Source organism: Rathayibacter sp. AY1A3, from assembly GCF_002930975.1.
GTDB lineage: Bacteria > Actinomycetota > Actinomycetes > Actinomycetales > Microbacteriaceae > Rathayibacter.
In genome coordinates, this window is sequence record NZ_PSTO01000018.1 from 49356 (window position 1) to 74266 (window position 24911).

Below are 24911 nucleotides of genomic sequence, written 5' to 3' on the forward strand. Positions count from 1 at the left end.
GACGGCGTGTCACGGGCCCGCGACGCCTCTCTGCGCCACCCGGCGGCGTGCCGGAGCGCCGACCGTCGGCCGACGGACCGCTCGGGCATGATGAGGAGGTGACCTTCCTCATCACGGGCGCCTCCGGCATGCTCGGCACCGACCTGCGCGCGGCCCTCGGCTCCCGCCCCAGCACCGCCCTCGGCCGCTCCGACCTCGACGTGACCGACCTCGACGCCGTGCGCGCCGCCGTCGCGGGACACGACGCCGTGGTGAACTGCGCCGCGTACACCCGCGTCGACGACGCCGAGACCGACGAGGAGGAGGCGCACCGCGTCAACGCCGTCGGAGCGCGCAACCTCGCCCTCGCCACCGCCGAGACGGGAGCCGCGCTCGTGCAGGTCTCCACCGACTACGTCTTCGACGGCTCCGCGACGACCCCCTACTCCGAGGACCACCCCCGGAACCCGATCTCGGCCTACGGCCGCACGAAGGCCGAGGGCGAGCGCCTGGTGCTCGAGGCCAACCCGGAGCGCGGCTACGTCGTCCGCACGGCCTGGCTCTACGGCGAGCACGGCGGCAACTTCGCGAAGACGATGGTGCGACTGGCGGGCGCGCACGAGACGCTGACCGTGGTCGACGACCAGCACGGCCAGCCCACCTGGACCGCCGACCTCGCCGCGCGCCTGATCGAGCTGGTCGACGCGGAGGCCCCGGCCGGCGTCTACCACGGCACCAGCTCCGGCGAGACGACCTGGCTCGGCTTCGCCCGTGCCGTCTTCGCCAAGGCGGGCCTGGATCCCGAGCGCCTGCGCCCGACCGACAGCGGCTCGTTCGTCCGCCCCGCTCCGCGTCCGGCCTACTCGGTCCTCGGCCACGACGGCTGGAGCCGGGCGGGCCTGCCGCCGCTGCGCTCCTGGCAGGACGCGCTCGCAGCCGCACCCCTCGAGGCGGTGACCCCGTGACCACCACTCTCCGCGTCGTCGTCGACCAGATGCTCGCCCGCGTGCCCGGCGGCATCGGCCGCTACACCGAGGAGCTCACCCGCGAGCTGATCGCGACGGCTCCCCGCGACTGCGAGGTGGAGGCCGTCGTCTCCGCCCACCCGCCCGAGAAGGAGGAGGAGCTGCGCCTGCGCCTGCCCGGCCTCGCGCGCATCCACCGGCTGCCGCTCGGGCGCCGCGAGCTCTCGCGCGCCTGGCAGTACGGGATCGCCATCCCGGCCGGCGGCGGCATGATCCACGCCCCGAGCCTCTTCGCACCGCTGCGCAGCCACGACGGGAGCGAGGGCGAGCAGATCGCCGTCACGATCCACGACACGGTGCCGTGGACGCATCCCGAGACCCTCACCCCGCACGGCGCGAAGTGGCACCGGGCGATGGCCAAGCGCGCCCGCAAGCACGCGGACGCCGTCGTCGTCCCCACCCACGCCGTCGCCCACCAGCTCTCCCAGCTGATGGACTTCGGCGATCGACTGCGCGTGATCGGCGGAGCCGTCGGCTCCGGCCTGGTCGTCCCGGAGGACGCCGACGAGCGCGCCACGGCGCTGGGCCTCCCCCCGGAGTACGTGCTGAGCGTCGGCACGTTGGAGCCGCGCAAGGGCCTGGTCTCGCTGATCGCGGCCTTCGGAGGAGCGTCCGCGCCGGCGATCCCGCTGCTCCTGGTCGGCCCGACCGGCTGGGGCGACCTCGACGTGGCCTCCGTCGCCGACGAGCAGGGCCTCGACGAGACGCGCGTGCGCGCCCTGGGAGTCCTCAGCGACGCCGACCTCGCCGTCGTCCTCTCCCGGGCCACCCTCTTCGTCTACCCGAGCATCGCCGAGGGCTTCGGCCTGCCCGTGCTCGAGGCGATGCACTTCGGAGTGCCGGTGGTGCACTCCGACGACCCCGCGCTGATGGAGGTCGCCGCTGACGCCGGCGTCGCCGTCGAGCGCGGCGACGCGAAGGACTACCCGGACCGCCTCGCCCTCGCCATGAGCAGCGTGCTCGCCGACACCGGGCTGCGCGAGCGGATGTCGGTGGCCGGCCGCGACCGCTCCCGCGCCTTCAGCTGGCGCGACTCCGCCGAGCGCGTCTGGGCGCTGCACGCCGACCTCTGAGGCGTGCGGCACCCGGCCGTCTACGGCGCGGAGTCGCCCGACAGTCCGGCGCTCACCAGCGAGTGCACGACGTCGTAGTCCGGGTCCTCCGGGTCGACGGCCGGCGGGACCAGCTCGATCGGATCCACCGGCTGCGACTTCGTCTTGAGCCCCAGCTGCACGAAGTAGCCGAGCATCCCCTGCGGGACGTCCGTCTTGATGACCTGGGACCCGGCGGACGCGACGTCCTGGAACTTGGCGAGGACGTTGCCCGGCTCGAACTGGGCGAGCAGCGCCTCCTGCACCTGCCGCTGGCGCGCCATCCGGTCGTAGTCGCTCGTGGTGTAGCGCGAGCGGGCGTAGGCGAGGGCCTGCTCGCCGTTGAAGTGCCAGTGCCCGGGATCGATCCACTGGTTGACGCCCTGCATCACGCCGTCGGAGTCGGGCAGCCCGCCCAGGGGCAGCGGCTCGTCGGCCACGTAGTCGATGTCGATGCCGCCGAGCGCGTCGATCAGCTGGGCGAAGCCCTCCATGTCGATCAGCGCGTAGTACTGGATCCTCAGGTCGAGGATGCCCTCGACCGCGTCGCGCATCGCCTCGATGCCGGGCTCGCTGCCGTGGTCGACGGCGTCGGGGTAGAGCTCCGGGTGCTTCAGCTCGACCTCGGTGTAGACCGAGTTGAGCTTGCAGACGTCGACGGCGCAGTTGTCGGTGTCGTAGCCGTCGGGGTAGAGCTCGTGCATCGGGCTGGTCTCGGGGAACGGGAAGTCGACGAACTCGCGCGAGACGCCGATGATCGAGGCCTTGCCGCTCGACGCGTCGATGCTGACCACCGAGATGCTGTCGGGGCGCAGACCGTCGCGGTCCTCTCCCGCGTCGCCGCCGAGGAGCATCACGTTGTAGCGGCCGTCGATCGGCTGCTCGATCGCTCCGCCGCCGAAGATCGACGACAGCGTCCCCCGTGTCACGCCGAGCAGGTAGGTGCCGTAGGCGGTGGTGCCGACCGAGACCGCCATCAGCGCGATCGTCGCGAACGCGAGCACGCCGCGCATCCGCGGGCGCACCCGGACGACGCGGATCAGGCGGAGGGTGTCGAGCGTCAGCACGGCCCAGACCACCCCGTAGACGACGAGCGCGGCCTGGAGCGCGAGCATCGAGACGTCGAAGGTCGCGAGCGTGTAGAGGCCGGTCGGGAAGACGAAGTAGAGGAGCACCGCGACCAGGAGGGCGACCCAGAGCCCGAGGGTGAAGCCGAGCCCCAGACGCCCGAGCCGGCGGTTGCCCGCGAGGACCTGAGCGGACCCGGGCACCAGCAGGTTGACGATCAGCAGCCACCACGCCCGCCGCGTCATGAAGGCGCGGGAGGCGACGTCCGGATGCCGCAGCGGCAGGGCGACGGCCGTCACAGGCCCGCCACCAGGGCGTCGTTCTTCGCGGCGACCTGCACCTCGAGGTCGGCGGCGAAGGCGTCGAGCGCTGCGGAGAGGGCGTCGTCCGCGGTCGCGAGGATCTTCACCGCGAGCAGTCCGGCGTTCCGCGCTCCGCCGATGGAGACGGTGGCGACGGGGACGCCCGCGGGCATCTGCACGATCGAGAGGAGGGAGTCGAGCCCGTCGAGTCGGGCGAGCGGGACCGGCACTCCGACGACGGGGAGCGAGGTCACGGCGGCGAGCATGCCGGGGAGGTGGGCGGCTCCGCCCGCTCCGGCGATGACGACCTTCAGGCCGCGGCCGCGGGCCTCGCGGCCGTACGCGATCATCGCCTCCGGGGTGCGGTGCGCGGAGACGACCCGGACCTCGTGCGCCACGCCGAACTCGGCGAGGACGGTGGACGCCGCCTGCATGACGGACCAGTCCGAGTCCGAGCCCATCACGACGCCGACGAGCGGCGCGGGCCCGTTCACGAGCGCGTCCGCGCTCACGAGAGGGCTCCGGCAGGGGTCGGGGAGGTCGGCAGGCTCGTCACGGCGACCATCGTACGGGTCAGTCCGTGAGAACGGCCGCCGCCGCGCGAGCCTCGTAGACCACGAGGTCGAGGTCGTCGCCGGTGGCGTTCACGTGCCCGACCTTGCGGCCCGGTCGCGGCTCCTTGCCGTAGTTGTGCACCTTCACGCCCGGGTGATCGGCGAGCACCCGCGGGTAGCGGTCGGTCAGCGACTCCCCCACCGGGCCGCCGAGCACGTTGACCATCACGGTCCACGGGTCGCGGCAGCCCGTCGCGCCGAGCGGCAGGTCGAGGACCGCGCGCAGGTGCTGCTCGAACTGCGACGTGGTCGATCCGTCCATCGTCCAGTGGCCGCTGTTGTGCGGGCGCATGGCCAGCTCGTTGACCAGGATCCGGTCGTCCGTCGTCTCGAACAGCTCGACGGCCAGGACGCCGGTGACCCCGAGGCTGTCGGCGATCGTCTGCGCGATCTCGGCCGCGGCTGATGCGAGCCGGCCGGCGGACGCGGGGGCCGGAGCGATCACCTCGGCGCAGACGCCGTCGCGCTGCACCGACTCCACCACCGGCCAGAGGATGCTCTCGCCGGAGGGACGCCGGGCGACGAGCTGCGCGAGCTCGCGGCGGAAGCCCACCAGCTCCTCGACCAGGAGCGAGCCGCCCCGGCCGTCCTCGGCGAGGGCGGTGAACCAGTCGTCCGCCTCGTGGGCGCCGCGCACCACGCGCACGCCCTTGCCGTCGTAGCCGCCGCGCGCGGTCTTCACCACGGCGCTGCCGCCGTGCTCGGCCAGGAACTCCCCCAGCTCCTCGGCGGAGGAGACCTCGGCCCACTCGGGCACGGGCACGCCGAGCTCGGTCAGGCGGCGCCGCATCATCAGCTTGTCCTGGGCGAACAGCAGGGCGTCGGGGCCGGGGTGCACGGCGACGCCGCGGGCGACGAGCTCGCGGAGGATCGGCTGGGGAACGTGCTCGTGGTCGAACGTCACCACGTCCACGGTCTCGGCGAAGGCGAGCACGGTCGCCTCGTCGCGGTGGTCGCCGACCCGTGTCGCGGCGAGCCCCGCCGGGGCGCCCTCGCTCTCGGCGAGCACGGCGATCTCGATGCCGAGCTCCACCGCCGCGGGGATCATCATCCGGGCGAGCTGGCCGCCCCCGATCACGCCGACGCGCATGGCGCTCCTCCGTCTCCGCCCGCTGGCGCGGGGCGGCTCCATGCTACCGAGGCCCCGACGCGCTCACGCGGGCGGCGGCCACTCCTGCTCGAGAGCGGGAGCCGCGCCGATCGCCTCCCGCAGCAGGTCGGCCGTGAGCTCCGGATCCGGCAGGTCCCGCAGCACGAACACCTCGGCTCCCGCCTGCAGGATCCGGACGTCGCCGCACCGGGCGAGGCGCTGGCCGAGGGAGCGCTCGACCGCGACCTCCATCCTCCGATCGAAGACCACCTCGGCCCGCCGGATCGACGCCACCCCCCGGCGCGCGCTGAGGCCGGAGGCGGTGACGCGGTAGCGCACGCTCGCCCAGCCCGCGATCCCGGGAGCGCAGAGGAGAAGCACCAGAAGTGCGGTGCCGAGCCCGATGATCCAGCGCTGCAGGGCGAGCTCGAACTGCGCGGCGAAGTAGAAGCCCGTCCAGGTGAGCAGGAGGAGGCCGACGACCGGTGCGACCGCCCGGCGGGCGCGCGGGGTCAGCCGCGCCAGCTCGCGGTCGGCGGGGTCGGTCCTGGCCATCAGGAGCGCAGATGCGTGACGTCGCCGGCCGGGAACGAGCGCAGCGCGCCGCCCTGCTCGAGCAGGAGGGAGCCGTCCGGGGCGAGTGCGGCGGCGGTCCCCTCCTCCTGCGTGCCGTCGGGCAGCTCGAGCCGGACGCGCGTTCCGAGGGTGCCGCAGGAGGCGCGGACGGCGGCGGCCGCTCCGGAGGCCTCGGGGTCGCCCTGGGCGAGCAGCGGAGCCAGCAGGCCCTGGAACCCGGTCAGGAACGCGGCGAGCACCTCGTCGGCGCTCGTCGTCCGCGCTCCGGCGAGGGCGAGCGAGGTGGCGGTCGGGACCGGCAGCTCCGCCTCCGTCAGCAGCAGGTTCACGCCGGTGCCGACGACGACCCGTCCGTCCGGCAGTCGCTCGGCGAGGACCCCCGCGACCTTCCTGCCGTCGATCAGGACGTCGTTGGGCCACTTGACGGCGACGTCCCCGTCGACGAGGGGTGCGAGGGCCCGGGCGAGAGCGGCGCCGGCCACGAGCGGCAGCCAGCCGGAGGCCTCGGCGCCGAGGGCGGAGGCGTCGACCAGAGTCGAGGCCGCGAGCGTGCGGCCCGCGGGCGCCTGCCAGACGCGCCCCAGCCGGCCGCGCCCGGCTCGCTGGTCGCCGGTGGCGACGACGGAGAGGTGCGGCCACGCGGCGGGGTCGGCGGCCGCCCGCTCGCGGAGCTCGTCGTTCGTCGACCCCGCCGACTCGAGCGCGAGGACGCGGGGGGAGACGGCGGAGGAGAGCGGGAGGAGCATGCCGCCACGGTAGCGGCGGCTCCCGCGAGGCCGCTCCGAGCGCCGCGCGCGACGGCCCGCCCTTGTCCGGATCCTCCCGTCGGGAGCGGCCCTCCCTGTGCGAGTGCGACAAGAGGAGGCGTCCGCCCCGCCGGTAGGGTGAGCGGGTGACCGCGAACACCGAACGTCCCGCGCCCGATCTGTACACGACCGCGGGGAAGATCGCGGACCTCAGGAACCGCTACCACGAGGCCGTCACGGCCAGTGGCGAGGCGGCGATCGAGAAGCAGCACGCAAAGGGCAAGATGACCGCACGGGAGCGGATCGACACCCTCCTCGACCCGGGCTCGTTCGTCGAGCTGGACGAGTTCGTGCGCCACCGCACCCACGCCTTCGGCATGGAGAAGAAGCGCCCCTACGGCGACGCCGTCGTCACCGGGACCGGCACCATCCACGGCCGCCAGGTCGCCGTGTACTCGCAGGACTTCACGATCTTCGGCGGCTCGCTCGGCGAGGTGGCCGGCGAGAAGATCATCAAGGTGATGGACCTCGCCCTGAAGACCGGCGTCCCGATCATCGGCATCCTCGACTCCGGCGGAGCACGGATCCAGGAGGGCGTGGTCGCCCTCGGCAAGTACGGCGAGATCTTCCGCCGCAACACCGCGGCGAGCGGCGTGATCCCCCAGATCTCGATCATCTGCGGCCCGGCCGCGGGAGGCGCGGTCTACTCCCCCGCCCTGACCGACTTCGTGATCATGGTCGACAAGACCAGCCAGATGTTCGTCACCGGGCCCGACGTGATCAAGACCGTCACCGGCGAGGACGTCGGCATGGAGGAGCTCGGCGGTGCGCTGACCCACAACAAGATCTCGGGCGTCTCGCACTACCTCGCGAGCGACGAGAACGACGCGCTCGACTACGCGCGGACGCTCCTCTCCTTCCTCCCGGACAACAACCTGTCGCCGGTCCCCGTCTTCGAGACCGAGGTCGACCTCGAGACGACCGACGCGGACCGCTTCCTCGACACGGTCATCCCGGACAGCCCGAACCAGCCGTACGACATGCGCGCCGTCATCGAGCACATCGTCGACGAGGGCGACTTCCTCGAGGTGCAGCCGCTGTTCGCGCCGAACATCGTGATCGGCTTCGGCCGCGTCGAGGGCCGCTCCGTCGGCATCATCGCGAACCAGCCGAGCGCCATGGCGGGCACGCTGAACATCGAGGCGGGCGAGAAGGCGTCCCGCTTCGTCCGCTTCTGCGACGCGTTCTCGCTGCCGATCCTGACCCTGGTCGACGTCCCGGGCTACCTGCCCGGCACCGACCAGGAGTGGACCGGCGTCATCCGCCGCGGCGCGAAGCTGCTCTACGCCTACGCCGAGGCGACCGTGCCGCTGGTCACGGTCATCCTGCGCAAGGCGTACGGCGGCGCGTACATCGTGATGGGGTCCAAGCAGCTGGGAGCCGACATCAACCTCGCGTGGCCGACCGCCGAGATCGCCGTCATGGGCGGCCAGGGCGCGGTGAACATCCTCTACCGCAACGAGATCCGCAAGGCGGAGGAGGCCGGCGAGGACGTCGCAGCCGTCCGGACGCGCCTGGCGAACGAGTACACCTACAACGTCGCGAGCCCGTTCCTCGCGGCCGAGCGCGGCGAGCTCGACGGCGTGATCGAGCCCTCGGCGACGCGTGTCTCCGTCATCAAGGCGCTGCGTGCGCTGCGCACCAAGCGCGCCAACCTGCCCGCGAAGAAGCACGGCAACATCCCGCTCTGACCCGGCTCGCTCGGACGCCGCGGCAGGAGACGGGAGACCGTCCGTGCCGCGGCGTTCCGCTGCGCCCACCTCCTCACGGGGCGGAGGGGCGGAACGATCAGTCGGAGGAGCCGGGGCCGGTCCGTCGGGCAGCGGACTCCGCGGGAGCATCGGGCCGCACGACGGGAGCGGCCGGCTCCGCGGCCGGAGCACCCGGCTCCCCTGTCGCGGAATCGGGCTCCGCTTCCCGGGCATCCGCCCTCGCAGCCGGAGCACCCGCCTTCACCGCAGGACCACCCGCCTTCACCCCAGGACCGTCCGGCTCGGCTGTCGGAGCACTCGCCTTCGCCGCAGGAGCGCCTGCCCTGGCGGCCGGAGCATCCGGCTTCGCCGCGGACGCCTCGGACGGCTTCTCCTCCGGCTTCGCCCCGACCACCCGCGCGAACGCCAGCGCCTGCGCGGCGGAGAGGTCCGGCAGATAGGCGCGACCCAGCGCGGCTCCGATCCGGGGCAGCTGCAGCGCGTCGGGGTAGGTCATCCAGAGGCCCGCGTAGCGCGGGTGGAACTTGGCCTTGAAGCGGAACAGCGACGTGAAGCCGTAGGCCGGCTCGAGCGTCCGCGAGAGGAACTCGAGCAGGCGCGAGAGGACCGTCGGCTCCGGAGGCTCCTCCCCCTCCTCGACCGGTGCGGTGGCGAGCGGTGCGCCCGAGAGCGAGAGGAACTCGGCGCCCTCCTCCTTGACGCGCAGCGCCGCGGAGGCGATGAGGAACTCCATGATGCCGGGCATCGAGTCGTCGGAGCGGCGCATGAAGTCGAGGGTCCAGCCGACCACGCGCCCCTCCCGATGCACGGGCAGCCAGCTCGTCACCCCCTGCAGCACGCCGTCCGGTCCGACCGCGAGCAGGAGGGCGACGTCGGGATCGCGGACCTCGTCGATCCCACCGAGGGTGAAGCCCATCTCGGGCAGCGCCTTCTCGGCGACCCAGCGCTCCGACAGGTCGACGATCTGGTTGGCCATGCCGAGGGAGAGCTCGGGCCAGCTGGTCCACTGCGCCTCGATGCCCAGCTTGATGCCGCGCGTGAGCGGGTAGCGCACCTTCTGCCACCGCTTGCCGGTGAGCTCGAAGGAGGAGAGCTCGATGATCGTCTCCTCGCCGACCGAGAGGCGCGACCAGCCGAGCCGGTCGAAGACGGGGAGCAGCTCGTCGTGGATGCTGTAGAAGACGGGCGTCCAGCTGCGCTCGTCGCAGAAACGCACGAACTCGGCCACGACGTCCTCCCGCCGCTCGGGAGCGCAGGCCGGGTCGGAGAGGGTGATCGCCACGCCGCCGATCACCCGGTAGGCGACTCCGCCGGTCCCGTCGGCCGAGATCCAGTGCGCGTTGCCCTCCCAGGTCCCCTGATGGCCGAGGCTGCCGGCGCCGTGCAGGGACAGGAGCGCGCGGTACCGCGCCTCGTCGCCGCGGTTCCGCTGCACGTCGGTGGCCCGGAGCAGGGCGACCACCGCGACGACGACCACGAGCCAGAACACCGGGCCGACCCACTCGAAGACGATCCGCGCGACGGGCTCCCGCGGCACGGCGAGCAGTCCGGCGCCGCCGAGGAAGCTCACCGGGACGAAGCGCAGCAGCCCGTCCAGGAGGAGTCTCCCGAGGCCCAGGAGCGGCTCGAAGCTCGTGCGCACGCCGGCCGAGAGCGCCAGGTAGCCGCCGAGGGACACGACGAAGGCGATGGCGACGACCCGCGTCCAGAGCCTCGCAGCGGCACGGGGCGCGCGGATGCGGAAGTGCCTCCTCCCGATCACGAGCATCGCCACGACGGCCAGCGGCACCAGCACCGTCGTCGCCACCCAGAGCAGGTACTCGGCGTAGTACAGGAACTCGGGGTGACGGGCGGCGCGCTGGAGGGAGAAGACCTCCAGGATCGCGATCGCGATGTTCACCCCGACCGCCAGCAGCAGGCCCAGGCGGCGCCCGGAGCGCAGGCCGTAGGCGGCGACGAGCAGGAGGAGGAGCGGGACGAACGTCAGCAGGATCGGCCCGGGGGCGACCAGGCTCAGCTTCACGTGGTGCGCGCAGTGACGGAGGGCGCGGCTGCACGGGTCCTCGAGGTCCGTCGTCCCCGTGAAGGCGCTCTGCAGCAGTCGGCCGAGGAACGAGAACGGACCGTAGCCCGAGTCCGAGAGGACGGCGACGAGCGGACCGATGGCGGTGACGACGACGACCGCCGCCAGCAGCCCCCGGGACTCGCGGTGCGAGCTCGGGGCCGGACGCTGCGGACGCAGTCCCGACGCTCCCCGCGCGAGCACCGCGCCGAGCACGAGCCCCGCGCCGCCCGCGAGGAGCCGGTACGCGTCGGCGGAGTCGCCCGCGTAGAGCACGAACATCAGCACGACGGCGAAGACGGTCACCCGGAGCCGGCGACGCCACAGAGCGCTCATGAAGGCGGTCGAGGCGATGAGGGCGCCGACCGCGCCGATCAGCGGGTCGAAGGTGTGGTCGCCGACGGTGTCGCCCGCCCACCACTCGCCGGCGAGAGCGCCGATCGACTGCACGGAGGACCCGACGACGATCCCGACGGCGCCGGTCACGAGGAAGGCGAGGAGGGTGCGGGCCGAGCCGAGGCGGCGCTCCGCGGCGAGGAGCATCGGGAGCACCAGCACGACGTCCAGGAGCAGCTGCAGCGGGTCCGCCGCGATCAGGAGGGCGGTCACCGCTGTCCACGGACGGCCGTCGAGGGTCGTCATCGGGCCCGCCGCCCACCAGGACGTCGTCTCGGCTCCTGCGGGGGCGACGAGCGTCCCCGTGATCGCGCTCGCGGCCAGGAGGACCAGGACGACCGAGACGGCCGCGGGCGACCTCCGGACCAGCAGACGCAGGGGGCGCAGCGCCGCGGCACCGCTCCTCGGGAACCACGTCGGCATGCGGGGACGCTCCTGTTCGCAACGGACGGACGACGCTCCGGCGGCATCCGGCGTCAGCATAGCCATGCCCCGCCGACCGGCGCCGTGAACGGCATGCGATAGCGTCACGGGATGACCGCCTCCGACTCCGCACCCGCCGTCGTCATCTCCACCCCCGGCCTCGACGCCGCCGAGATCGCCGCCGTCACGGCCGTCGTCACCGCACTGACCTCGCGCACCGAGGCCGAGCCGGAGACCCCGCAGGAGCTCAGCGGGGGCTGGAACGACCGCGCCGCGGCGGTCCGCAGGCCGCTCCGGCCGGCACCCGGAGCGTGGCGCTCCTTCTCCGGCTGAGCGGACTCGCAGACGCAGCCCGTCGGGGAACGAGCGATCCGCGACGCGGAACGTGAAATTTGTCCCCCGATTAGTCCCCTAAAGTGCTGACTATGCGCCTCCTGGCGGAGCGAGCACACTAGTGGACGTACGGTGCTCCTCCTTCGGAAGGGGCACCGCCAATCACTCGCCGACCAGGGTAAGCAGGCGGGTGTGTTGGGGGCGAGTGAGGGTAATATTCGGGTTGTTACCCTCACTCGGGGTTTGACGGCGGGCCGGGCCCCCTCTTCGGAGGAGTGGACGGCCCGCCGCACTCCGTTAACGGGCTCTTCTCATCACGCGCTGTGCGCTCGACGGGCACTGCTCACGACGGCTCTGCTCACGCTCGTGCCGCGCCGACGATCGGTCCGCTCCGAGAGTTCGGGCGCGCCGAGACCTGAGCCGTGCTGAGAGCCGGAGCGTCCCGCCCGCGGCACCGATCCGACATCCGCACGCCCTCCGGGCCGGGTCGCCACCGGTCGCTGCGCATGGGGACGGCCGCGCCGTCCCGAGCGCGCTCCGCCGCTCAGACGTCCCGTCCGCCGACGTCGTCGCGCCGGATCTCGACCCAGGCGTCGACCTCGTCACCCGCGTCGTCGGAGCCGAGGGCGCCCGCGCTGCCGTCGCCGGCCGTCCGCAGGCCCACGACTGTGACCGCCGAGGCCGAGTCGGCCGAAGCAGTGCGCACCACCACGCGGTCGACCTCCTCGCGGATCCCGCTCAGAGCTTGGGCGAGCTCCCCCAGCACCCGGCGGCTCTCGCCCTCGGAGGTGCGGTCGAGGCCGCCGTCGTCGAGCACCGACACGGTCACGCCCCGCCGCCGCGCGTCGAGCACGAGACGACGCACCTCGTCGTCCAGCAGCCGCCGGCCGCGGATCTCGTCGCGCACGGCCGCCTCGAGCAGCCGGCACTCGCGCCGCTCCTCGTCGGTGAGGCCCGGTCCCGGCTCGGCGATGCGCAGCAGCATGTCGGCGGCGAGGGCACGGGTCTGCTCCAGCCGGACCTCGCGCTCCGTGAGGTGCGCCTCCTCCGCGGCCCGCCACGACGCGGCCGCGCGCTCGGCCGCCTCGAGCACGCGCGCCTCGGAGCCCGCGCGCCCGAGCTCGACGATGAGCAGCTGCGCGATCGCGACCCAGGCGATCCCCCCGACGACGCCGAGAGTGGCCAGCGCGGCCGGGCCGGCCCAGAACACGGTGTGCACGATCAGGAAGCCGACGCCGACCCAGGCGCAGGCCGCGCGCCGGCGGGCGCACACGATCGTCATGAGGGTGCCGACCGCGGCGATGTACCAGGTGGAGTAGCCGTTGGAGGCACCCGGATCGAGCGAGGGCGCGACCAGCAGCGGCAGCGCGACGGCGACCGCAGTCATCCCGACCGCGACGGGCAGGGCGAGCCGGGTCGTCGCTCCCGGCCAGAGGGCGACGACGGTCGCCGCGACGTACAGCGCGACCGCGACGAGGTCGGCCGGCGTGGCCGGGGAGATGCGGAAGGAGAAGAAGGCGAGCACCACGTGGTACAGCGAGAAGCCGGCGCCGAGCGCCTGGAGCAGGGGGCGCGGGTAGGCGATCACGGCCCTCCTCCCGCGTCCGCCCGCCAGGAGAGGAGGACTCGGGTGCCCTCGCCCGGAGTCGAGTCGACCCGCGCCGAACCCCGCGCGTTGTGCACCCGCTCGAGGATGGAGAGCCGGATGCCCAGCCGCTCGCGCGGGACGTCGGCGAGCCGGAAGCCGCGGCCGTCGTCCTCCACCACGACCTCCACCGCGCCGTCGCCCAGCAGCCCGTGCACGGCGCGGTGGACGCTGCCGCTCGGACCCGCGTGCTGGACGCTGTTGGCGAGCGCCTGCCAGACCGCGCCGAGCAGCGCCTCGGCCACCGGGCGCGGCAGCGTCGTCGCGCGCGGATCCACTCCCTCGGCCGTCGCGACCGCGATCTCGGTCCCGAAGGTGGACGCCGCGTGGGCGAGCTGGCGCTGCAGGAGCTCGAGCGGGACCAGCCCCTCGGGCGGCTCCGGCTCGTGGTCGGGCAGCAGCACGGCGAGGGTGCGCTGCGCCATCGAGGAGACCAGCGCACGCTCGGCCGGCGACTCGGCGGAGGCGGCGGAGAGCAGCGTCGCGAGCACGTTGTCGTGCACCAGGGCGTCGACCTCGACCCGCTCCACCTCGCCGGCGTGCTGGCGCATCGCCGCCTCGTACTGCTCCATGGCCGTCGTCTGCGCGCGATCGATCTGGTCGGCCGACTGCCGGAGCACGGTGATCAGCACCAGCATCACGAAGCCGACGATGCCCACGTAGGCGGCGTCGAGGATCGCGCGGGTCGGCTCCGCCCCGCCGCCGGAGGGGAGGACGCGCAGCAGCCCGAACAGCACGGTCGTCACCGACACGTACGCGATCGCGATCCGGAGGGGAGCCGCGATCGTGCAGAAGGCGGTGCCGATGGTCAGCAGGTACCAGATCCACGGGGTCTCGCGGTCCGCGCCCCCGGCGGAGACGGCGGCCGGCCAGGTCAGGAGGGCGATGAGGACACCGACGGCGACCAGGACCGCCGTGATCCGCGTGCCCCGCCGCAGCACGGCGGTGACCACGGCGGCGGTGAGCGATCCGAAGACCAGCACCAGCACCGGCCAGGCCACCTCGGGGCGCAGGAGGGGCAGCTGCGCGAGGATCGGCGGGACGGTCTGCACGCCGAAGCCGAAGCCGAAGAACGACACGACCGTGCTGATGATCCGGTCGATGCGCTCGCGCCCGGCGTTGCGGCGGGCGATCGGCGCCTCAGCGCCCGCCATCGCCGTCGTCCGGGTCGATGCCCGGCAGGATGCCGTCCTCCACCGCGCGCCGCAGCAGATCGACCTTCGTCGGGGCGGGACGGCCGATCTCGACGTACTTGTCGCGGATCCGGTCGAGGTACTCCTTCGCCGTCGACACCGAGATCTGCAGCCGCTCGGCCACCAGCTTCAGCGGCAGCCCCGAGGCGTAGAGGTGCAGGACGTCGCGCTCGCGACGGCCGAGCACGGCCCGCGCGAAGTCGTCGTCGGCGTCGATGGCCGAGGCCCACTCCAGATTGTTGAGGACCTCGCCGCGGGCGACCGTGCGGATGGCGGCGACGACCGTCGACATGGGCGAGGACTTCGGGATGACGCCGGCCGCTCCCGCGGCGAGCGCCTCCCGCACGGCCACGACGCGGTCCGCGATGCTGTGGACGAGGACGGCGGAGCCGCGCACCTGCCCCCACTTGACGTTGCTGGTGATGCTCGAGCCGTCGTTCAGGGACAGGTCGAGGACGAGCACCTCGATCTCCGCGCCGCCGATCGTGCTCTCGAGGGCCTGGACGGTCTCGGCGGCGGCGACCACCTGCATCCCCGCGCTCTCGACGGCGGCGGCCACGCCCAGGCGCACCGACTCGTGGTCGTCCACGATCGCCACGCGCACGCGCGGGGCCTCGGCTGCGTCGACGTGGGGCTCCATCCCGCCCATGGTACGCAGACGCGGGCCCGCGGTCAGTCCTCTCGGCGGACCAGTCGCGCAACGGCCTCCACGTGGGAGGTGTGCGGGAAGAGGTCGAAGCCCTCGAGGCGCTCCAGCTCGTAGCCCGTCCCGGTCAGGGCGCCCACGTCGCGGGCGAGCGCGACCGGGTCGCAGGCGACGTAGACGAGCTGCGCCGGCCGCAGCTCCGCCAGAGCGTCGGTGACCGCTCGGCCGGCGCCCGAGCGCGGCGGGTCGAGGACCACGGTCGCCGCGCGCCACCGCGCCCGCTCGCGCGCATCGGCCTGGGCGACGACGTCGCGGAGGTAGCGGTCGACGCGGGCGGTCACCGCGCGGGCGCCGACCTGGTCGGCCAGGTTCTCGAGCGCGTGCTCGGTGGCGCGGGAGTCGCTCTCGACGCTGGTCACGCGCACTCCGGCGCCGAGGCGGTCGGCCAGCGCCGCGGCGAGCAGGCCCACCCCGCCGTAGAGGTCGTGGTTGGCGGCCGACGGGTCCGCCGCGTCCGCGTCGACGGCGGCCTGCACGGCCTCGAAGAGCGCGGCGGCGGCTCCGCGGTGCACCTGCCAGAAGCCGGTGCGGTCGACCCGGAAGGTGCGGTCGGCGACGAACTCGCTCACCACCGTGCGGTCGCGGCGGGCGCGCTTGTCGGAGGGGTCGTGCACGAGCACCGCGGCTCCCTCGGACCCGGCCGCGTCGACGAGGTCGACCACCGAGCCGGGAGCGAGGCGCTCGCCGAGCGGTGCGGCCAGGGAGGAATCGGCGGTCGCGAGGGGCAGCGACTCCACGGTGACGACGTGGTGGCTGCGTGCCGCGTAGGGGCCGACCCGTCCGTCGTCGTCGACGTGGAGGCGGTTCCGCGTGCGCCAGCCGAGGCCGCCGGACGCGTCGTCCCCGCCGATCGGCGCGACCTCCACCTCGATCTCGCGACGGGCGAAGCGGGAGAAGGAGTCGACGAGCACGAGGCGCTTCAGCTCGCGCTGGTAGGCCAGGTCGGCGTGGCCGAGCTCGGCGCCGCCGACGCGCTCCTCCGGGCGGCGGTCGAGGGCGGCCTCGGGCCAGACGTGCTCCACCCGGTGCTCGGACGCCTCGAGCACCTCGAGCGCCTCGGCACGCCAGAAACTCTCGTGCCGGACCTCGCTGATCCGCGCCCGCACGCGCTCGCCGGGGAGGACGTCCGGGACGAAGACGACGCGGCCCTCGTGCCGGGCGACGAACACGCCGCCGTGGGCGACGTTGCTAATGTCGAGCTCGATCTCGGTCCCGAGTGCGTCGTCGGCCCCGTCGGGGCGGGCGGATGCTCGGGACGGGGTCTGTGCCATCCGTCGAGCATCCCACAGCGTGGGCCCGGCCGCAGGGAGCCCTCGTGCGCCTCTACCTCGCCTCCACCTCCCCCGCGCGCCTCGCGCTGCTGCGGGCCTCCGGGATCGAGCCCGTCGTCGTCCCCTCCGAGGTGGACGAGCCCGCGGCCGTCGCCCGGGCCGAGCAGGAGCGGGGCGCGGCGCTGGACGCGGACGCCACCGTCTCGCTGCTCGCCCGCGCCAAGGCGCACGCCGTCCTGCGCCCGGACATCGACGGTCTGGTGCTCGGCGGCGACTCCGCGTTCGTCCTCGACGGGGTCGTCCACGGCAAGCCGCACGAGCCGGAGCGGGCCCGGGAGCGCTGGCGCGCCCAGCGCGGTCGCACCGGCCGCCTCCACTCCGGCCACTGGCTCGTCGACCACCGCGGCGGGAGGATCGTCGCCGAGGCCGGAGCGGTCACCTCCGCCGCCGTCACGTTCGCCGATGACATCGACGACGCCGAGATCGACGCCTACGTCGCCACCGGCGAGCCCCTCGAGGTGGCCGGCGCCTTCACCATCGACGGCCGCGGCGCCGGCTTCATCACCGCGATCGAGGGCGACCCCTCGACGGTGATCGGGATGTCGGTGCCGACCCTCCGCACTCTGGTGCGGAGCCTCAGCGTCGACTGGACCGCGCTCTGGAACCGCTGAGGCCCGTCCCGCCCTTGTGAGGAACCGACGAAGGCCCTCCGCTTCTTTGTGGTGAGCCGCGCCGGGCCGGGCGGAGCCGCCCCCTAGGGTTGGGGACCATGCCGAAGATTACGAAGGTGCTCGTCGCCAACCGGGGCGAGATCGCCGTCCGAGTCATCCGCGCCGCCCGCGACAGCGGGATCGCCTCCGTGGCCGTCTACGCCGACCAGGACCGCGACGCCGTGCACAGCCGCCTCGCCGACGAGGCCTACGCCCTCGGCGGGACGACCAGCGCCGAGACCTACCTCGTCATCGACAAGCTGCTCTCGGTGGCCCGCCGCTCCGGTGCCGACGCCGTGCACCCCGGCTACGGCTTCCTCGCCGAGAACGCCGACTTCGCCCGCGCCGTCATCGACGCCGGCCTGATCTGGATCGGCCCCGGCCCCGAGGCCATCGAGCGCCTCGGCGACAAGGTCTCGGCCCGCCACGTCGCCGAGAAGGTCGGCGCGCCGCTCGCCCCGGGAACCCTCAACCCCGTCTCCGGTGCCGCCGAGGTGCTCGAGTTCGTGGACCAGTACGGCCTCCCCGTCGCGATCAAGGCGGCCTTCGGCGGCGGCGGTCGCGGCCTCAAGGTCGCCCGCGAGCGCGACGAGGTCGAGGAGCTGTTCGCCTCCGCCACGCGCGAGGCCGTCGCCGCCTTCGGCCGCGGCGAGTGCTTCGTCGAGAAGTACCTCGACCAGCCGCGCCACGTCGAGACCCAGTGCCTGGCCGACGCGCACGGCAACGTCGTCGTGGTCTCCACCCGCGACTGCTCCCTCCAGCGCCGCCACCAGAAGCTCGTCGAGGAGGCGCCCGCGCCGTTCCTGACGGACGCGCAGAACACCGAGCTCTACCGCGCCTCGAAGGCGATCCTGCAGGAGGTCGGCTACCTCGGCGCCGGGACCTGCGAGTTCCTGATCGGCAAGGACGGCACGGTGTCCTTCCTCGAGGTGAACACCCGCCTCCAGGTCGAGCACCCCGTGTCGGAGGAGATCACCGGCATCGACCTCGTGCGCGAGCAGTTCCGCCTCGCCGAGGGCGGCGTGCTCGACTACGACGACCCGGCGCCCCGCGGCCACTCCTTCGAGTTCCGCATCAACGGCGAGGACGCGGGCCGCGGCTTCCTCCCCGCTCCGGGCCCGGTGCACGTCTTCAAGGCCCCCGGCGGACCCGGCGTCCGCGTCGACTCCGGCGTCGTCGCCGGCGACGTGATCTCCGGCTCCTTCGACTCGCTCCTCGCGAAGCTGATCGTCACCGGCGACAGCCGCGAGCAGGCGCTGGAGCGCTCGCGCCGCGCCCTCGCCGAGTTCGAGGTCACCGGACTGCCGACCGTCCTCCCCTTCCACCGCGCGATCGTCGAGGACCCGGCCTTCGCCCCCGAGGGCGGCGCGCCCTTCACGATCTACACCCGCTGGATCGAGACCGAGTTCGAGAACACGATCCCGGCCTGGAGCGGCGAGCCCGGAGCGACCGACGAGCCGGCGGCCCGCCGGAACGTGGTCGTCGAGGTCGACGGGCGCCGCGTCGAGGTCACGCTCCCCGGCGACCTGGTCGGCTCGGGACCCGCCCGCGGGGCCGCTGCCGCCTCCCCGAAGCGCCGCGGCTCCTCCTCCGTCAGCACCGTCACGGGCGACTCCGTCGCCTCGCCCATGCAGGCCACCATCGTCAAGGTCGCCGTCGCCGAGGGCGACACGGTCGTCACCGGCGACCTGGTCGTCGTCCTCGAGGCGATGAAGATGGAGCAGCCGCTCACCGCCCACAAGGACGGCGTCGTGAAGGGCCTCGACGCGACGGCCGGAGCGACCGTCCCCGCGGGACACGTGCTCCTCCAGATCGTCTGAGCCTGTTCCGGGCCGCTCCCCGCGCGGTCCGGCGCGGTCGGCTCCTCGACGTGAGGGATACCGCAGAGCGGGTCGTGTCGCGCTGCCGTGAATCGCTTCGCACGCGATTCCCGGTCGCGCGCTCTGCCGATGAAAGGCCGCTCCCCGCGCGGTCCGGCGCGGTCGGCTCCTCGACGTGGGGGGGGGTACCGCAGAGCGGGTCGCGTCGCGCTGCCGTCAATCGCTCCGCACGCGATTCCCGGTCGCGCGCTCTGCCGATGAAGGGCCGCACCCCGCGCGGCCCGGCGGAGGGGCGCGTCAGGTGACGATGTGCATGGCGCGCGCGGCGTCCGAGATCGAGCCGGTGAGGCTCGGGTAGACGGTGAAGGCCCGCGCGACCTGGTCGACGGTCAGGCGGTGCTCCACGGCGAGGGCGAGCGGGAAGATCAGCTCGCTCGCCTTCGGAGCGACGATGACGCCTCCGATGACGGTGCCGGAGCCGGTGCGCGCGAACAGCTTCACGAAGCCGTCGCGGATGCCCATCATCTTCGCCCGCGGGTTCGCGGCGAGCGGGAGCTTGTAGATCTCGCCCTGCGCGATGCCCTCCTCGATCTCGCGCTGGCTCCACCCGACGGTCGCGATCTCGGGCTGCGTGAAGATGTTCGCCGCGACGTTGCGCACCTCGGTCGGGTTCACGGCGTCGCCCATGGCGTGGAACACGCCGGTGCGGCCCTGCATGGCGGCGACGGAGGCGAGCGGGAGGAACGTGGTGCAGTCTCCGGCCGCGTAGATCGAGGGGACGCTGGTGCGGGCGACGCGGTTGACGCGGATGTGCCCCGACTCCGTCAGCTGCACCCCCGCGTCCTCGAGGCCGATGCCCCCCGTGTTCGGCACTGAGCCGACGGCCATCAGGCAGTGCGAGCCCTCGACGACGCGTCCGTCCGAGAGCACGGCCTGCACGCCCTTCTCGGTCCGCTCGACGCGGTCGGCGCGCGACTTCGAGAGCACGACCATGCCGTTGCGCTTGAAGACGTTCTCGATCACGGCGGCCGCGTCGGCGTCCTCGCCGGGCAGCACCTGGTCGCGGGAGGAGATGAGGGTCACGCGGGCGCCGAGCGCACGGTAGGCGGAGGCGAACTCCGCGCCGGTCACGCCGGAGCCCACCACGATCAGGTGCTCGGGGACGGACTTGAGGTTGTAGAGCTGGGTCCAGCTGAGGATGCGCTCGCCGTCGGGTGCCGCGGTCGGGAGCACACGCGGGCTGGCGCCCACCGAGACCACGATCGTGTCCGCCTCGATGCGGTCGAAGTCCATGCCCTCGCCACCGGCCGCCGTCGAGACGATCAGGGCGTTCGAGCCGTCCAGGCGCCCGTCCCCCTGGACGATGCGCACGCCGTGGTGCACAAGGTTCGCGCGCATGTCCTCGGACTGCTGGCGCGCGAGGCCGAGCAGGCGCTTGTTCACCGTCGCCAGGTTGACCGCCACGTCCGGGCGCACCGGCTTGTTCAGCTCCGAGCGGGTGAAGAACTGCACGCCCAGGTCGGCGGCCTCGCCGATGGCGTTGGTGGCCTCCGCCGTCGCGATGAGCGACTTCGACGGGACGACGTCGGTGATGACGGCCGAGCCGCCCACTCCGACCCGCTCGACCAGGGTGACCTCGGCGCCGAGCTGCGCTCCCGCGATGGCGGCTTCGTAGCCGCCCGGCCCCCCTCCGAGTACAGCGATCCTCTGCGCGCGCTCGAACTCGTAAGCCATGCTTCCCATTGTCCTCTCTCACTGAGTGTTCGCCCAATCGCGGGGTGTCGGATCGGCCGCGGGAGTCGCCCTCCGCCGCCGCGCAACCCGTCGGTAGGGTGGGAGGATGTCCGACCAGACCCTGCACCCGCTCGACGCCCCCGACGCCGATCCCTTCGAGATCGCGGCCCGCGCGGCCGCTCAGATCGCCGAGGCGACAGGGGTCGAGAAGCACGACATCGCCCTCACCCTCGGCAGCGGCTGGGGCAAGGCCGCCGACGCGATCGGCGAGACGACCGCGACGGTGGAGGCCACCGAGATCCTCGGCTTCTCCAAGCCGGCCGTGCACGGGCACGGCGGCACCCTGCGCTCCGTCCTGCTCCCCACCGGCAGGCGCGCGCTGATCATCGGCGCCCGCACCCACTACTACGAGGGCTACGGCGTACGCCGCGTCGCGCACAGCGTCCGCACCGCCGCCGCGACGGGCGCGACGGTGATGATCCTCACCAACGGCGCGGGCGGCATCAAGGAGCACTGGACGCCCGGAACCCCCGTGCTGATCAGCGACCACATCAACCTCACCGCCGACTCGCCGCTCGAGGGCGCGACCTTCGTCGACCTCACCGACCTCTACTCCTCGCGCCTGCGCGACCTCGCCCGGGGGACGCGTCCGGAGCTGGACGAGGGCGTGTACGTGCAGTTCCGCGGGCCGCACTACGAGAGTCCGGCCGAGGTGCAGATGGCGAGGATCATCGGCGGCCACATCGTCGGCATGTCGACCGCCCTCGAGGCCATCGCCGCGCGCGAGGCGGGCATGGAGGTGCTGGGCATGTCGCTCATCACGAACCTCGCCGCCGGCATCCAGAAGACCCCCCTCAGCCACGAGGAGGTGCTCGAGGCCGGCCGCGACGCCGAGGACGACCTCGCCCGCCTGCTCGCCGGGATCACGGGCGCCCTGTGAGCGCCGACGTCCGGGAGCTCGCCGAGGCCTGGCTCGCCCAGGACCCCGACCCGGAGACGCGGGAGGAGCTGGTCGGCCTGCTGACCGCCTCCGACTCGGGCGACGCCTCCGCCCGCGCCGAGCTCGAGGACCGCTTCGGCGCCCGCCTGGCGTTCGGCACCGCGGGCCTGCGCGGCGCCATCGCGGCGGGATCCAACCGGATGAACCGCGTGCTGGTCTCGCAGGCCGCCGTGGGCCTGGCCGACTTCCTGCTGGCGCAGGGCGTCCAGCGGCCCGTGGTCGTGATCGGCTACGACGGCCGGAAGAACTCGCGCGTCTTCGCCGAGGACTCCGCCGCGCTGATGGCGGGCGCCGGCGTGGACGCGGTGCTGCTGCCCCGGCTCCTGCCCACCCCCGTGCTGGCCTTCGCCGTGCGCCACCTCGGCGCCGACGCCGGAGTGATGGTCACGGCGAGCCACAACCCGCCGCAGGACAACGGCTACAAGGTGTACCTCGGCGGCGCCGACGAGGGCTCGCAGATCGTGCCGCCGGTCGACTCCGAGATCGCCGAGCGGATCCTCGCGGTCGCGCGGGACCGGCGCGTTCCGGAGCTGCCGCGCGGCGAGTACCGGCTCGCGGACGAGTCCGTGGTCGCCGCCTACATCGAGGCGACGGCCGCCGTCGGCCGCCAGTCCGCTCCGCTGCGCGTCGTCTACACGGCGATGCACGGGGTCGGCTGGGAGACGGCGCACCGGGTGCTCTCCGCGGCGGGATTCGACGAGCCGGCCGTCGTGGTCGAGCAGATCGAGCCCGACGCGGCGTTCCCCACGGTCGCGTTCCCGAACCCGGAGGAGGCGGGCGCCCTCGACCTCGCCTTCTCGACCGCGCGCTCCGGTCGCGCGCAGCTGATCGTGGCGAACGACCCGGACGCCGACCGCTTCGCCGCCGCCGTGCCCGACGCCTCCGCCCCGGAGGGCTTCCGGCGCCTCACCGGCAACGAGGTCGGAGCGCTGCTCGGCTGGCGCGCCGCCGAGCAGGCCCGCCGCGAGGGCCGCACCGGAGGAGCGCTCGCCTGCTCGATCGTGTCCTCCCCCGCCCTCGGTGCCGTGGCGGCCGACTACGGCCTCGACTTCGCCGAGACGCTCACGGGCTTCAAGTGGATCTCGCGCGTCCCCGACCTCGTCTTCGGCTACGAGGAGGCGCTCGGCTACCTGGTGAACCCCGGGACCGTCCGCGACAAGGACGGCGTCTCGGCCGCGCTCGCCTTCCTCTCCCTCGCGAGCGCGCTCGCCGCCGAGGAGCGCACGATCGACGACGAGCTGGAGTCGTTCGCCGAGCGGTTCGGGCTCTTCGGATCGGAGCAGATCTCGCTCCGCGTCACCGACCTCTCCGAGATCGGCCGGATCATGGCCGGACTGCGCGCGACGCCTCCGACCGCGATCGGCGGGCTCGCCGTCGAGCGGAGCGAGGACCTGCTCGCCGAGGGCGGCGCGCTGCCCCCGACCGACGCGCTCCGCTTCTCCCTGGACGGTGCCCGTCTCATCGCGCGCCCGAGCGGCACGGAGCCGAAGGTCAAGCTCTACCTCGACGCCTGGTCGCACGACTCCGACGCCGACGCCCGCCGGTCGGCCGTCTCGTCCCGCCTCGCCGCCCTGCGCACCGGCGCCGCGGAGCTCCTCGCGTAGGTCCCCCTCCGGTCAGCGGGGCGCGCGGACACCGATCCGCTCGCCCCGCTTCCAGAGCCACTCCACCGGACCGAGCTCGAACCGGCGCAGCCACAGGTGCGCCGCGAGCACGACGACCGCCGCGATGAGCAGGAACGCTCCGACGGTCGCCGGGACGCGCCACTGCGCGGCGGTCACCGCCAGCCCGAGTCCCCAGCCGTAGAAGAGGGCGCCGCCGAGCAGGTTCTGCAGGAGGTAGGCGCTCAGGGCGACCCGGCCGACCTCCCGCGCCCGGCGTGCCGCCCAGCCCTCGGCGCCCCGGCGGAGGCAGGCCTCGGCGAGGGCCGCGAGCAGGCCGAGCCCGACCAGGGGCGCGACGAGGTAGCGCTCGGCGAGCAGACCGGCGGCGCTCCCCCCGACGCCCAGCGCGAGGTCGACGGGGAGGGCGAGGGCGCCGAGGACCATCAGGCGGCGGCGGAGTGACGCGCCCTCGGCGGCGAGGACCCCCGCCCGATGGAGGCGCGCGCCGAGGAGGAACATCGCGAGGCTGAGGAGCCCGATGAGCACCGGCTCCGCACGGAAGACGCCCGCGTTCTGCAGCCGGAAGAGGGCGAGGCCGAGGAACGACGCGTCCGCGTAGGGGCTCCGACCGGTCGGCCCCTGTCCGGCACCGTCCGGGCTCGCCGCCACGAGCGCCACGAGCGCCGAGATCAGGACGACGTGCAGAGCGCCGCAGACGAGGATCACGCGGCGCTGCGTCGTCGGCCGGGTGAGCAGCAGCCAGGCGACGACCGCTCCGGTGACGGCGTATCCCATGAGGACGTCGAACTCCGCGATCAGCACGTAGTTGACCGCGCCGTCCAGGAGGAGGAGCGTCGCGCGCCAGAGGTAGCGGCCCGGCCAGCGCGTCCCGCGCCGGACCGCGGACGCGTGCTGGATCGCGAGGCCCACCCCGAAGGCGAGGGAGAGGAGGGCGAGGAACTTGCCCTGCGCCAGCGCCATCAGCAGGAGCTGCGCAGTCCCGGCGGAGGAGGAGGTCTCCGGCGTCACCGGGACGGAGAGCAGTCCGAGCATCCCCCAGGGGTGGGAGAAGATCCAGATGTTCGTGCCGAGGGTCCCGATGATCGCGACACCGCGGACGACGTCCAGGGTCGCGATGCGGCGGCCGGCTTCGGCACGGGGCGGCAATACGGTCGTATTGGTCATGTCCGAGAGCGTAGCCTGCTCGAGCAGTCGAACGAGAGGGACGCCATGCCGGATCGGCGCGAGAGCAGGAGCGACATCCTCTCGGCGGTCGTCGTCGTCCTCTCGACCCGCGGGGCGGAGCACCTCAGCATCCGCACCGTCGCGGCCGAGGCCGGCGTCTCAGTGGGGGCCGTCCAGCACCACTTCCCGACGAAGCAGGCGCTGCTGGCCGGCGCGATGGCCCGGGTCGAGGAGCGCTTCCGCGAGCGGATGCGGAGCCGCCTGGAGGCCGAACCCTCGGCCGAGGTGCGGCTGCGCGTCTTCTGCGACGAGATCGCGTGCGTCGCGGACGAGGACGTCCCCGACGCGATCGTGTGGACCGCCTTCGCCTCCCGCGCCGGCACCGATCCGGAGATCCGCGCGATCCACACCGCAGGCTGGTCGCGCACGGAGGACGTCGTCCTGGAGCTCCTGCGCGCCGCGCATCCCGCGGCGTCGTTCGGCGCCGACGACGCCGCGCTGCTCCTCGCCGTCCTCGACGGCATCGCGGTCTCCCGTGCGGCCGAGCGGCCCGCCCGCCTCTCCCC

21 protein-coding genes are annotated in these 24911 nt (G+C 73.7%); 9 read left to right on the top strand and 12 right to left on the bottom strand.

The window, feature by feature from the left end; all coding sequences use genetic code 11:
- Positions 1 to 98: 98 nt before the first annotated feature.
- Together rfbD and C5C10_RS10210 are read left to right on the top strand one after the other, a co-directional pair.
- Positions 99 to 944, top strand: coding sequence for a dTDP-4-dehydrorhamnose reductase (gene rfbD / locus C5C10_RS10205; RefSeq protein WP_104283345.1), 846 nt, complete (start codon positions 99 to 101; stop codon positions 942 to 944).
- Entirely contained in the window at positions 941 to 2077 is a 1137-nt protein-coding gene (locus C5C10_RS10210; RefSeq protein ID WP_244229467.1) for a glycosyltransferase family 1 protein, read from the top strand. The genes rfbD and C5C10_RS10210 overlap by 4 nt, the downstream gene beginning before the upstream one ends.
- 20 nt (positions 2078 to 2097) lie before the next feature.
- Here the strand turns inward: C5C10_RS10210 and C5C10_RS10215 are convergent, their stop codons facing one another.
- The 5 genes from C5C10_RS10215 to C5C10_RS10235 all read right to left on the bottom strand — a co-directional run bounded on the left by C5C10_RS10215 (position 2098) and on the right by C5C10_RS10235 (position 6491).
- A complete protein-coding gene (locus tag C5C10_RS10215) occupies positions 2098 to 3462 on the bottom strand; it encodes an LCP family protein (protein WP_244230602.1) in 1365 nt (454 codons plus the stop codon).
- Complete coding sequence (purE, locus tag C5C10_RS10220) at positions 3459 to 3926, bottom strand: 5-(carboxyamino)imidazole ribonucleotide mutase (RefSeq protein WP_104225651.1); 468 nt, start codon at positions 3924 to 3926, stop codon at positions 3459 to 3461. Before purE ends, C5C10_RS10215 begins: the two co-directional genes overlap by 4 nt.
- Positions 3927 to 4038: 112 nt before the next feature.
- Complete coding sequence (locus C5C10_RS10225; protein ID WP_104246679.1) at positions 4039 to 5169, bottom strand: 5-(carboxyamino)imidazole ribonucleotide synthase; 1131 nt, start codon at positions 5167 to 5169, stop codon at positions 4039 to 4041.
- 63 nt (positions 5170 to 5232) lie between these two features.
- Complete coding sequence (locus C5C10_RS10230; protein ID WP_104232824.1) at positions 5233 to 5724, bottom strand: PH domain-containing protein; 492 nt, start codon at positions 5722 to 5724, stop codon at positions 5233 to 5235.
- Complete coding sequence (locus tag C5C10_RS10235) at positions 5724 to 6491, bottom strand: biotin--[acetyl-CoA-carboxylase] ligase (protein ID WP_104329170.1); 768 nt, start codon at positions 6489 to 6491, stop codon at positions 5724 to 5726. Before C5C10_RS10235 ends, C5C10_RS10230 begins: the two co-directional genes overlap by 1 nt.
- Before the next feature lie 146 nt (positions 6492 to 6637).
- Here C5C10_RS10235 and C5C10_RS10240 point away from each other — a divergent pair, with 146 nt between their 5' ends.
- Positions 6638 to 8242, top strand: a complete 1605-nt coding sequence (locus C5C10_RS10240; RefSeq protein WP_104223164.1) for an acyl-CoA carboxylase subunit beta — start codon at positions 6638 to 6640, stop codon at positions 8240 to 8242.
- A gap of 97 nt (positions 8243 to 8339) precedes the next feature.
- Here the strand turns inward: C5C10_RS10240 and C5C10_RS10245 are convergent, their stop codons facing one another.
- A complete protein-coding gene (locus C5C10_RS10245) occupies positions 8340 to 11144 on the bottom strand; it encodes a bifunctional lysylphosphatidylglycerol flippase/synthetase MprF (protein WP_181073440.1) in 2805 nt (934 codons plus the stop codon).
- Positions 11145 to 11255: 111 nt separating this feature from the next.
- Between C5C10_RS10245 and C5C10_RS10250 the strand changes: the two genes are divergently transcribed.
- Positions 11256 to 11477, top strand: coding sequence for an acyl-CoA carboxylase subunit epsilon (locus C5C10_RS10250; protein WP_104225462.1), 222 nt, complete (start codon positions 11256 to 11258; stop codon positions 11475 to 11477).
- A gap of 544 nt (positions 11478 to 12021) precedes the next feature.
- Here the strand turns inward: C5C10_RS10250 and C5C10_RS10255 are convergent.
- Genes C5C10_RS10255 through C5C10_RS10270 form a run of 4 tightly spaced genes read right to left on the bottom strand, consistent with a single transcriptional unit; the run spans position 12022 to position 16292 of the window.
- Entirely contained in the window at positions 12022 to 13065 is a 1044-nt protein-coding gene (locus C5C10_RS10255) for a hypothetical protein (RefSeq protein ID WP_104329172.1), read from the bottom strand.
- Entirely contained in the window at positions 13062 to 14276 is a 1215-nt protein-coding gene (locus C5C10_RS10260; protein ID WP_104329173.1) for a sensor histidine kinase, read from the bottom strand. Before C5C10_RS10260 ends, C5C10_RS10255 begins: the two co-directional genes overlap by 4 nt.
- On the bottom strand, positions 14263 to 14964 hold the full coding sequence (locus tag C5C10_RS10265; RefSeq protein ID WP_104223169.1) for a response regulator transcription factor: 702 nt from the start codon (positions 14962 to 14964) through the stop codon (positions 14263 to 14265). Before C5C10_RS10265 ends, C5C10_RS10260 begins: the two co-directional genes overlap by 14 nt.
- A gap of 23 nt (positions 14965 to 14987) precedes the next feature.
- On the bottom strand, positions 14988 to 16292 hold the full coding sequence (locus C5C10_RS10270) for a class I SAM-dependent RNA methyltransferase (protein WP_146082154.1): 1305 nt from the start codon (positions 16290 to 16292) through the stop codon (positions 14988 to 14990).
- A 44-nt stretch (positions 16293 to 16336) separates the two neighbouring features.
- Here C5C10_RS10270 and C5C10_RS10275 point away from each other — a divergent pair, with 44 nt between their 5' ends.
- Both C5C10_RS10275 and C5C10_RS10280 read left to right on the top strand, forming a co-directional pair.
- Complete coding sequence (locus tag C5C10_RS10275) at positions 16337 to 16963, top strand: nucleoside triphosphate pyrophosphatase (protein WP_181073441.1); 627 nt, start codon at positions 16337 to 16339, stop codon at positions 16961 to 16963.
- Positions 16964 to 17061: 98 nt separating this feature from the next.
- The gene (locus C5C10_RS10280; protein WP_104223170.1) at positions 17062 to 18822 is read left to right on the top strand and encodes a biotin carboxylase N-terminal domain-containing protein; all 1761 of its coding nucleotides are present in this window, start codon (positions 17062 to 17064) and stop codon (positions 18820 to 18822) included.
- A 297-nt stretch (positions 18823 to 19119) separates the two neighbouring features.
- Here C5C10_RS10280 and C5C10_RS10285 read toward each other — a convergent pair whose 3' ends face one another.
- The gene (locus C5C10_RS10285) at positions 19120 to 20556 is read right to left on the bottom strand and encodes an NAD(P)H-quinone dehydrogenase (protein ID WP_104329175.1); all 1437 of its coding nucleotides are present in this window, start codon (positions 20554 to 20556) and stop codon (positions 19120 to 19122) included.
- Positions 20557 to 20662: 106 nt separating this feature from the next.
- Between C5C10_RS10285 and C5C10_RS10290 the strand changes: the two genes are divergently transcribed.
- Both C5C10_RS10290 and C5C10_RS10295 read left to right on the top strand, forming a co-directional pair.
- Positions 20663 to 21496, top strand: a complete 834-nt coding sequence (locus C5C10_RS10290) for a purine-nucleoside phosphorylase (protein WP_104232831.1) — start codon at positions 20663 to 20665, stop codon at positions 21494 to 21496.
- Complete coding sequence (locus tag C5C10_RS10295; protein ID WP_104329176.1) at positions 21493 to 23160, top strand: phospho-sugar mutase; 1668 nt, start codon at positions 21493 to 21495, stop codon at positions 23158 to 23160. Before C5C10_RS10290 ends, C5C10_RS10295 begins: the two co-directional genes overlap by 4 nt.
- A 12-nt stretch (positions 23161 to 23172) precedes the next feature.
- Here C5C10_RS10295 and C5C10_RS10300 read toward each other — a convergent pair whose 3' ends face one another.
- A complete protein-coding gene (locus tag C5C10_RS10300; protein ID WP_104329177.1) occupies positions 23173 to 24345 on the bottom strand; it encodes a DUF418 domain-containing protein in 1173 nt (390 codons plus the stop codon).
- Between the two features lie 45 nt (positions 24346 to 24390).
- Here C5C10_RS10300 and C5C10_RS10305 point away from each other — a divergent pair.
- On the top strand, positions 24391 to 24911 hold a 521-nt coding region (locus tag C5C10_RS10305), incomplete at its 3' end, for a TetR/AcrR family transcriptional regulator (RefSeq protein ID WP_104329178.1).

Bases quoted from the DNA above. Each gene is read 5' to 3' on its own strand.
- C5C10_RS10245 (WP_181073440.1), bottom strand. From the start codon at position 11,144: ATGCCGACGTGGTTCCCGAGGAGCGGTGCCGCGGCGCTGCGCCCCCTG.
- C5C10_RS10250 (WP_104225462.1), top strand. From the start codon at position 11,256: ATGACCGCCTCCGACTCCGCACCCGCCGTCGTCATCTCCACCCCCGGC.
- C5C10_RS10300 (WP_104329177.1), bottom strand. From the start codon at position 24,345: ATGACCAATACGACCGTATTGCCGCCCCGTGCCGAAGCCGGCCGCCGC.
- purE (WP_104225651.1), bottom strand. From the start codon at position 3,926: ATGGGCTCGGACTCGGACTGGTCCGTCATGCAGGCGGCGTCCACCGTC.
- C5C10_RS10260 (WP_104329173.1), bottom strand. From the start codon at position 14,276: ATGGCGGGCGCTGAGGCGCCGATCGCCCGCCGCAACGCCGGGCGCGAG.
- C5C10_RS10235 (WP_104329170.1), bottom strand. From the start codon at position 6,491: ATGCTCCTCCCGCTCTCCTCCGCCGTCTCCCCCCGCGTCCTCGCGCTC.
- C5C10_RS10230 (WP_104232824.1), bottom strand. From the start codon at position 5,724: ATGGCCAGGACCGACCCCGCCGACCGCGAGCTGGCGCGGCTGACCCCG.
- C5C10_RS10225 (WP_104246679.1), bottom strand. From the start codon at position 5,169: ATGCGCGTCGGCGTGATCGGGGGCGGCCAGCTCGCCCGGATGATGATC.
- C5C10_RS10280 (WP_104223170.1), top strand. From the start codon at position 17,062: ATGCCGAAGATTACGAAGGTGCTCGTCGCCAACCGGGGCGAGATCGCC.
- C5C10_RS10285 (WP_104329175.1), bottom strand. From the start codon at position 20,556: ATGGCTTACGAGTTCGAGCGCGCGCAGAGGATCGCTGTACTCGGAGGG.
- C5C10_RS10270 (WP_146082154.1), bottom strand. From the start codon at position 16,292: ATGGCACAGACCCCGTCCCGAGCATCCGCCCGCCCCGACGGGGCCGAC.
- C5C10_RS10265 (WP_104223169.1), bottom strand. From the start codon at position 14,964: ATGGGCGGGATGGAGCCCCACGTCGACGCAGCCGAGGCCCCGCGCGTG.
- C5C10_RS10290 (WP_104232831.1), top strand. From the start codon at position 20,663: ATGTCCGACCAGACCCTGCACCCGCTCGACGCCCCCGACGCCGATCCC.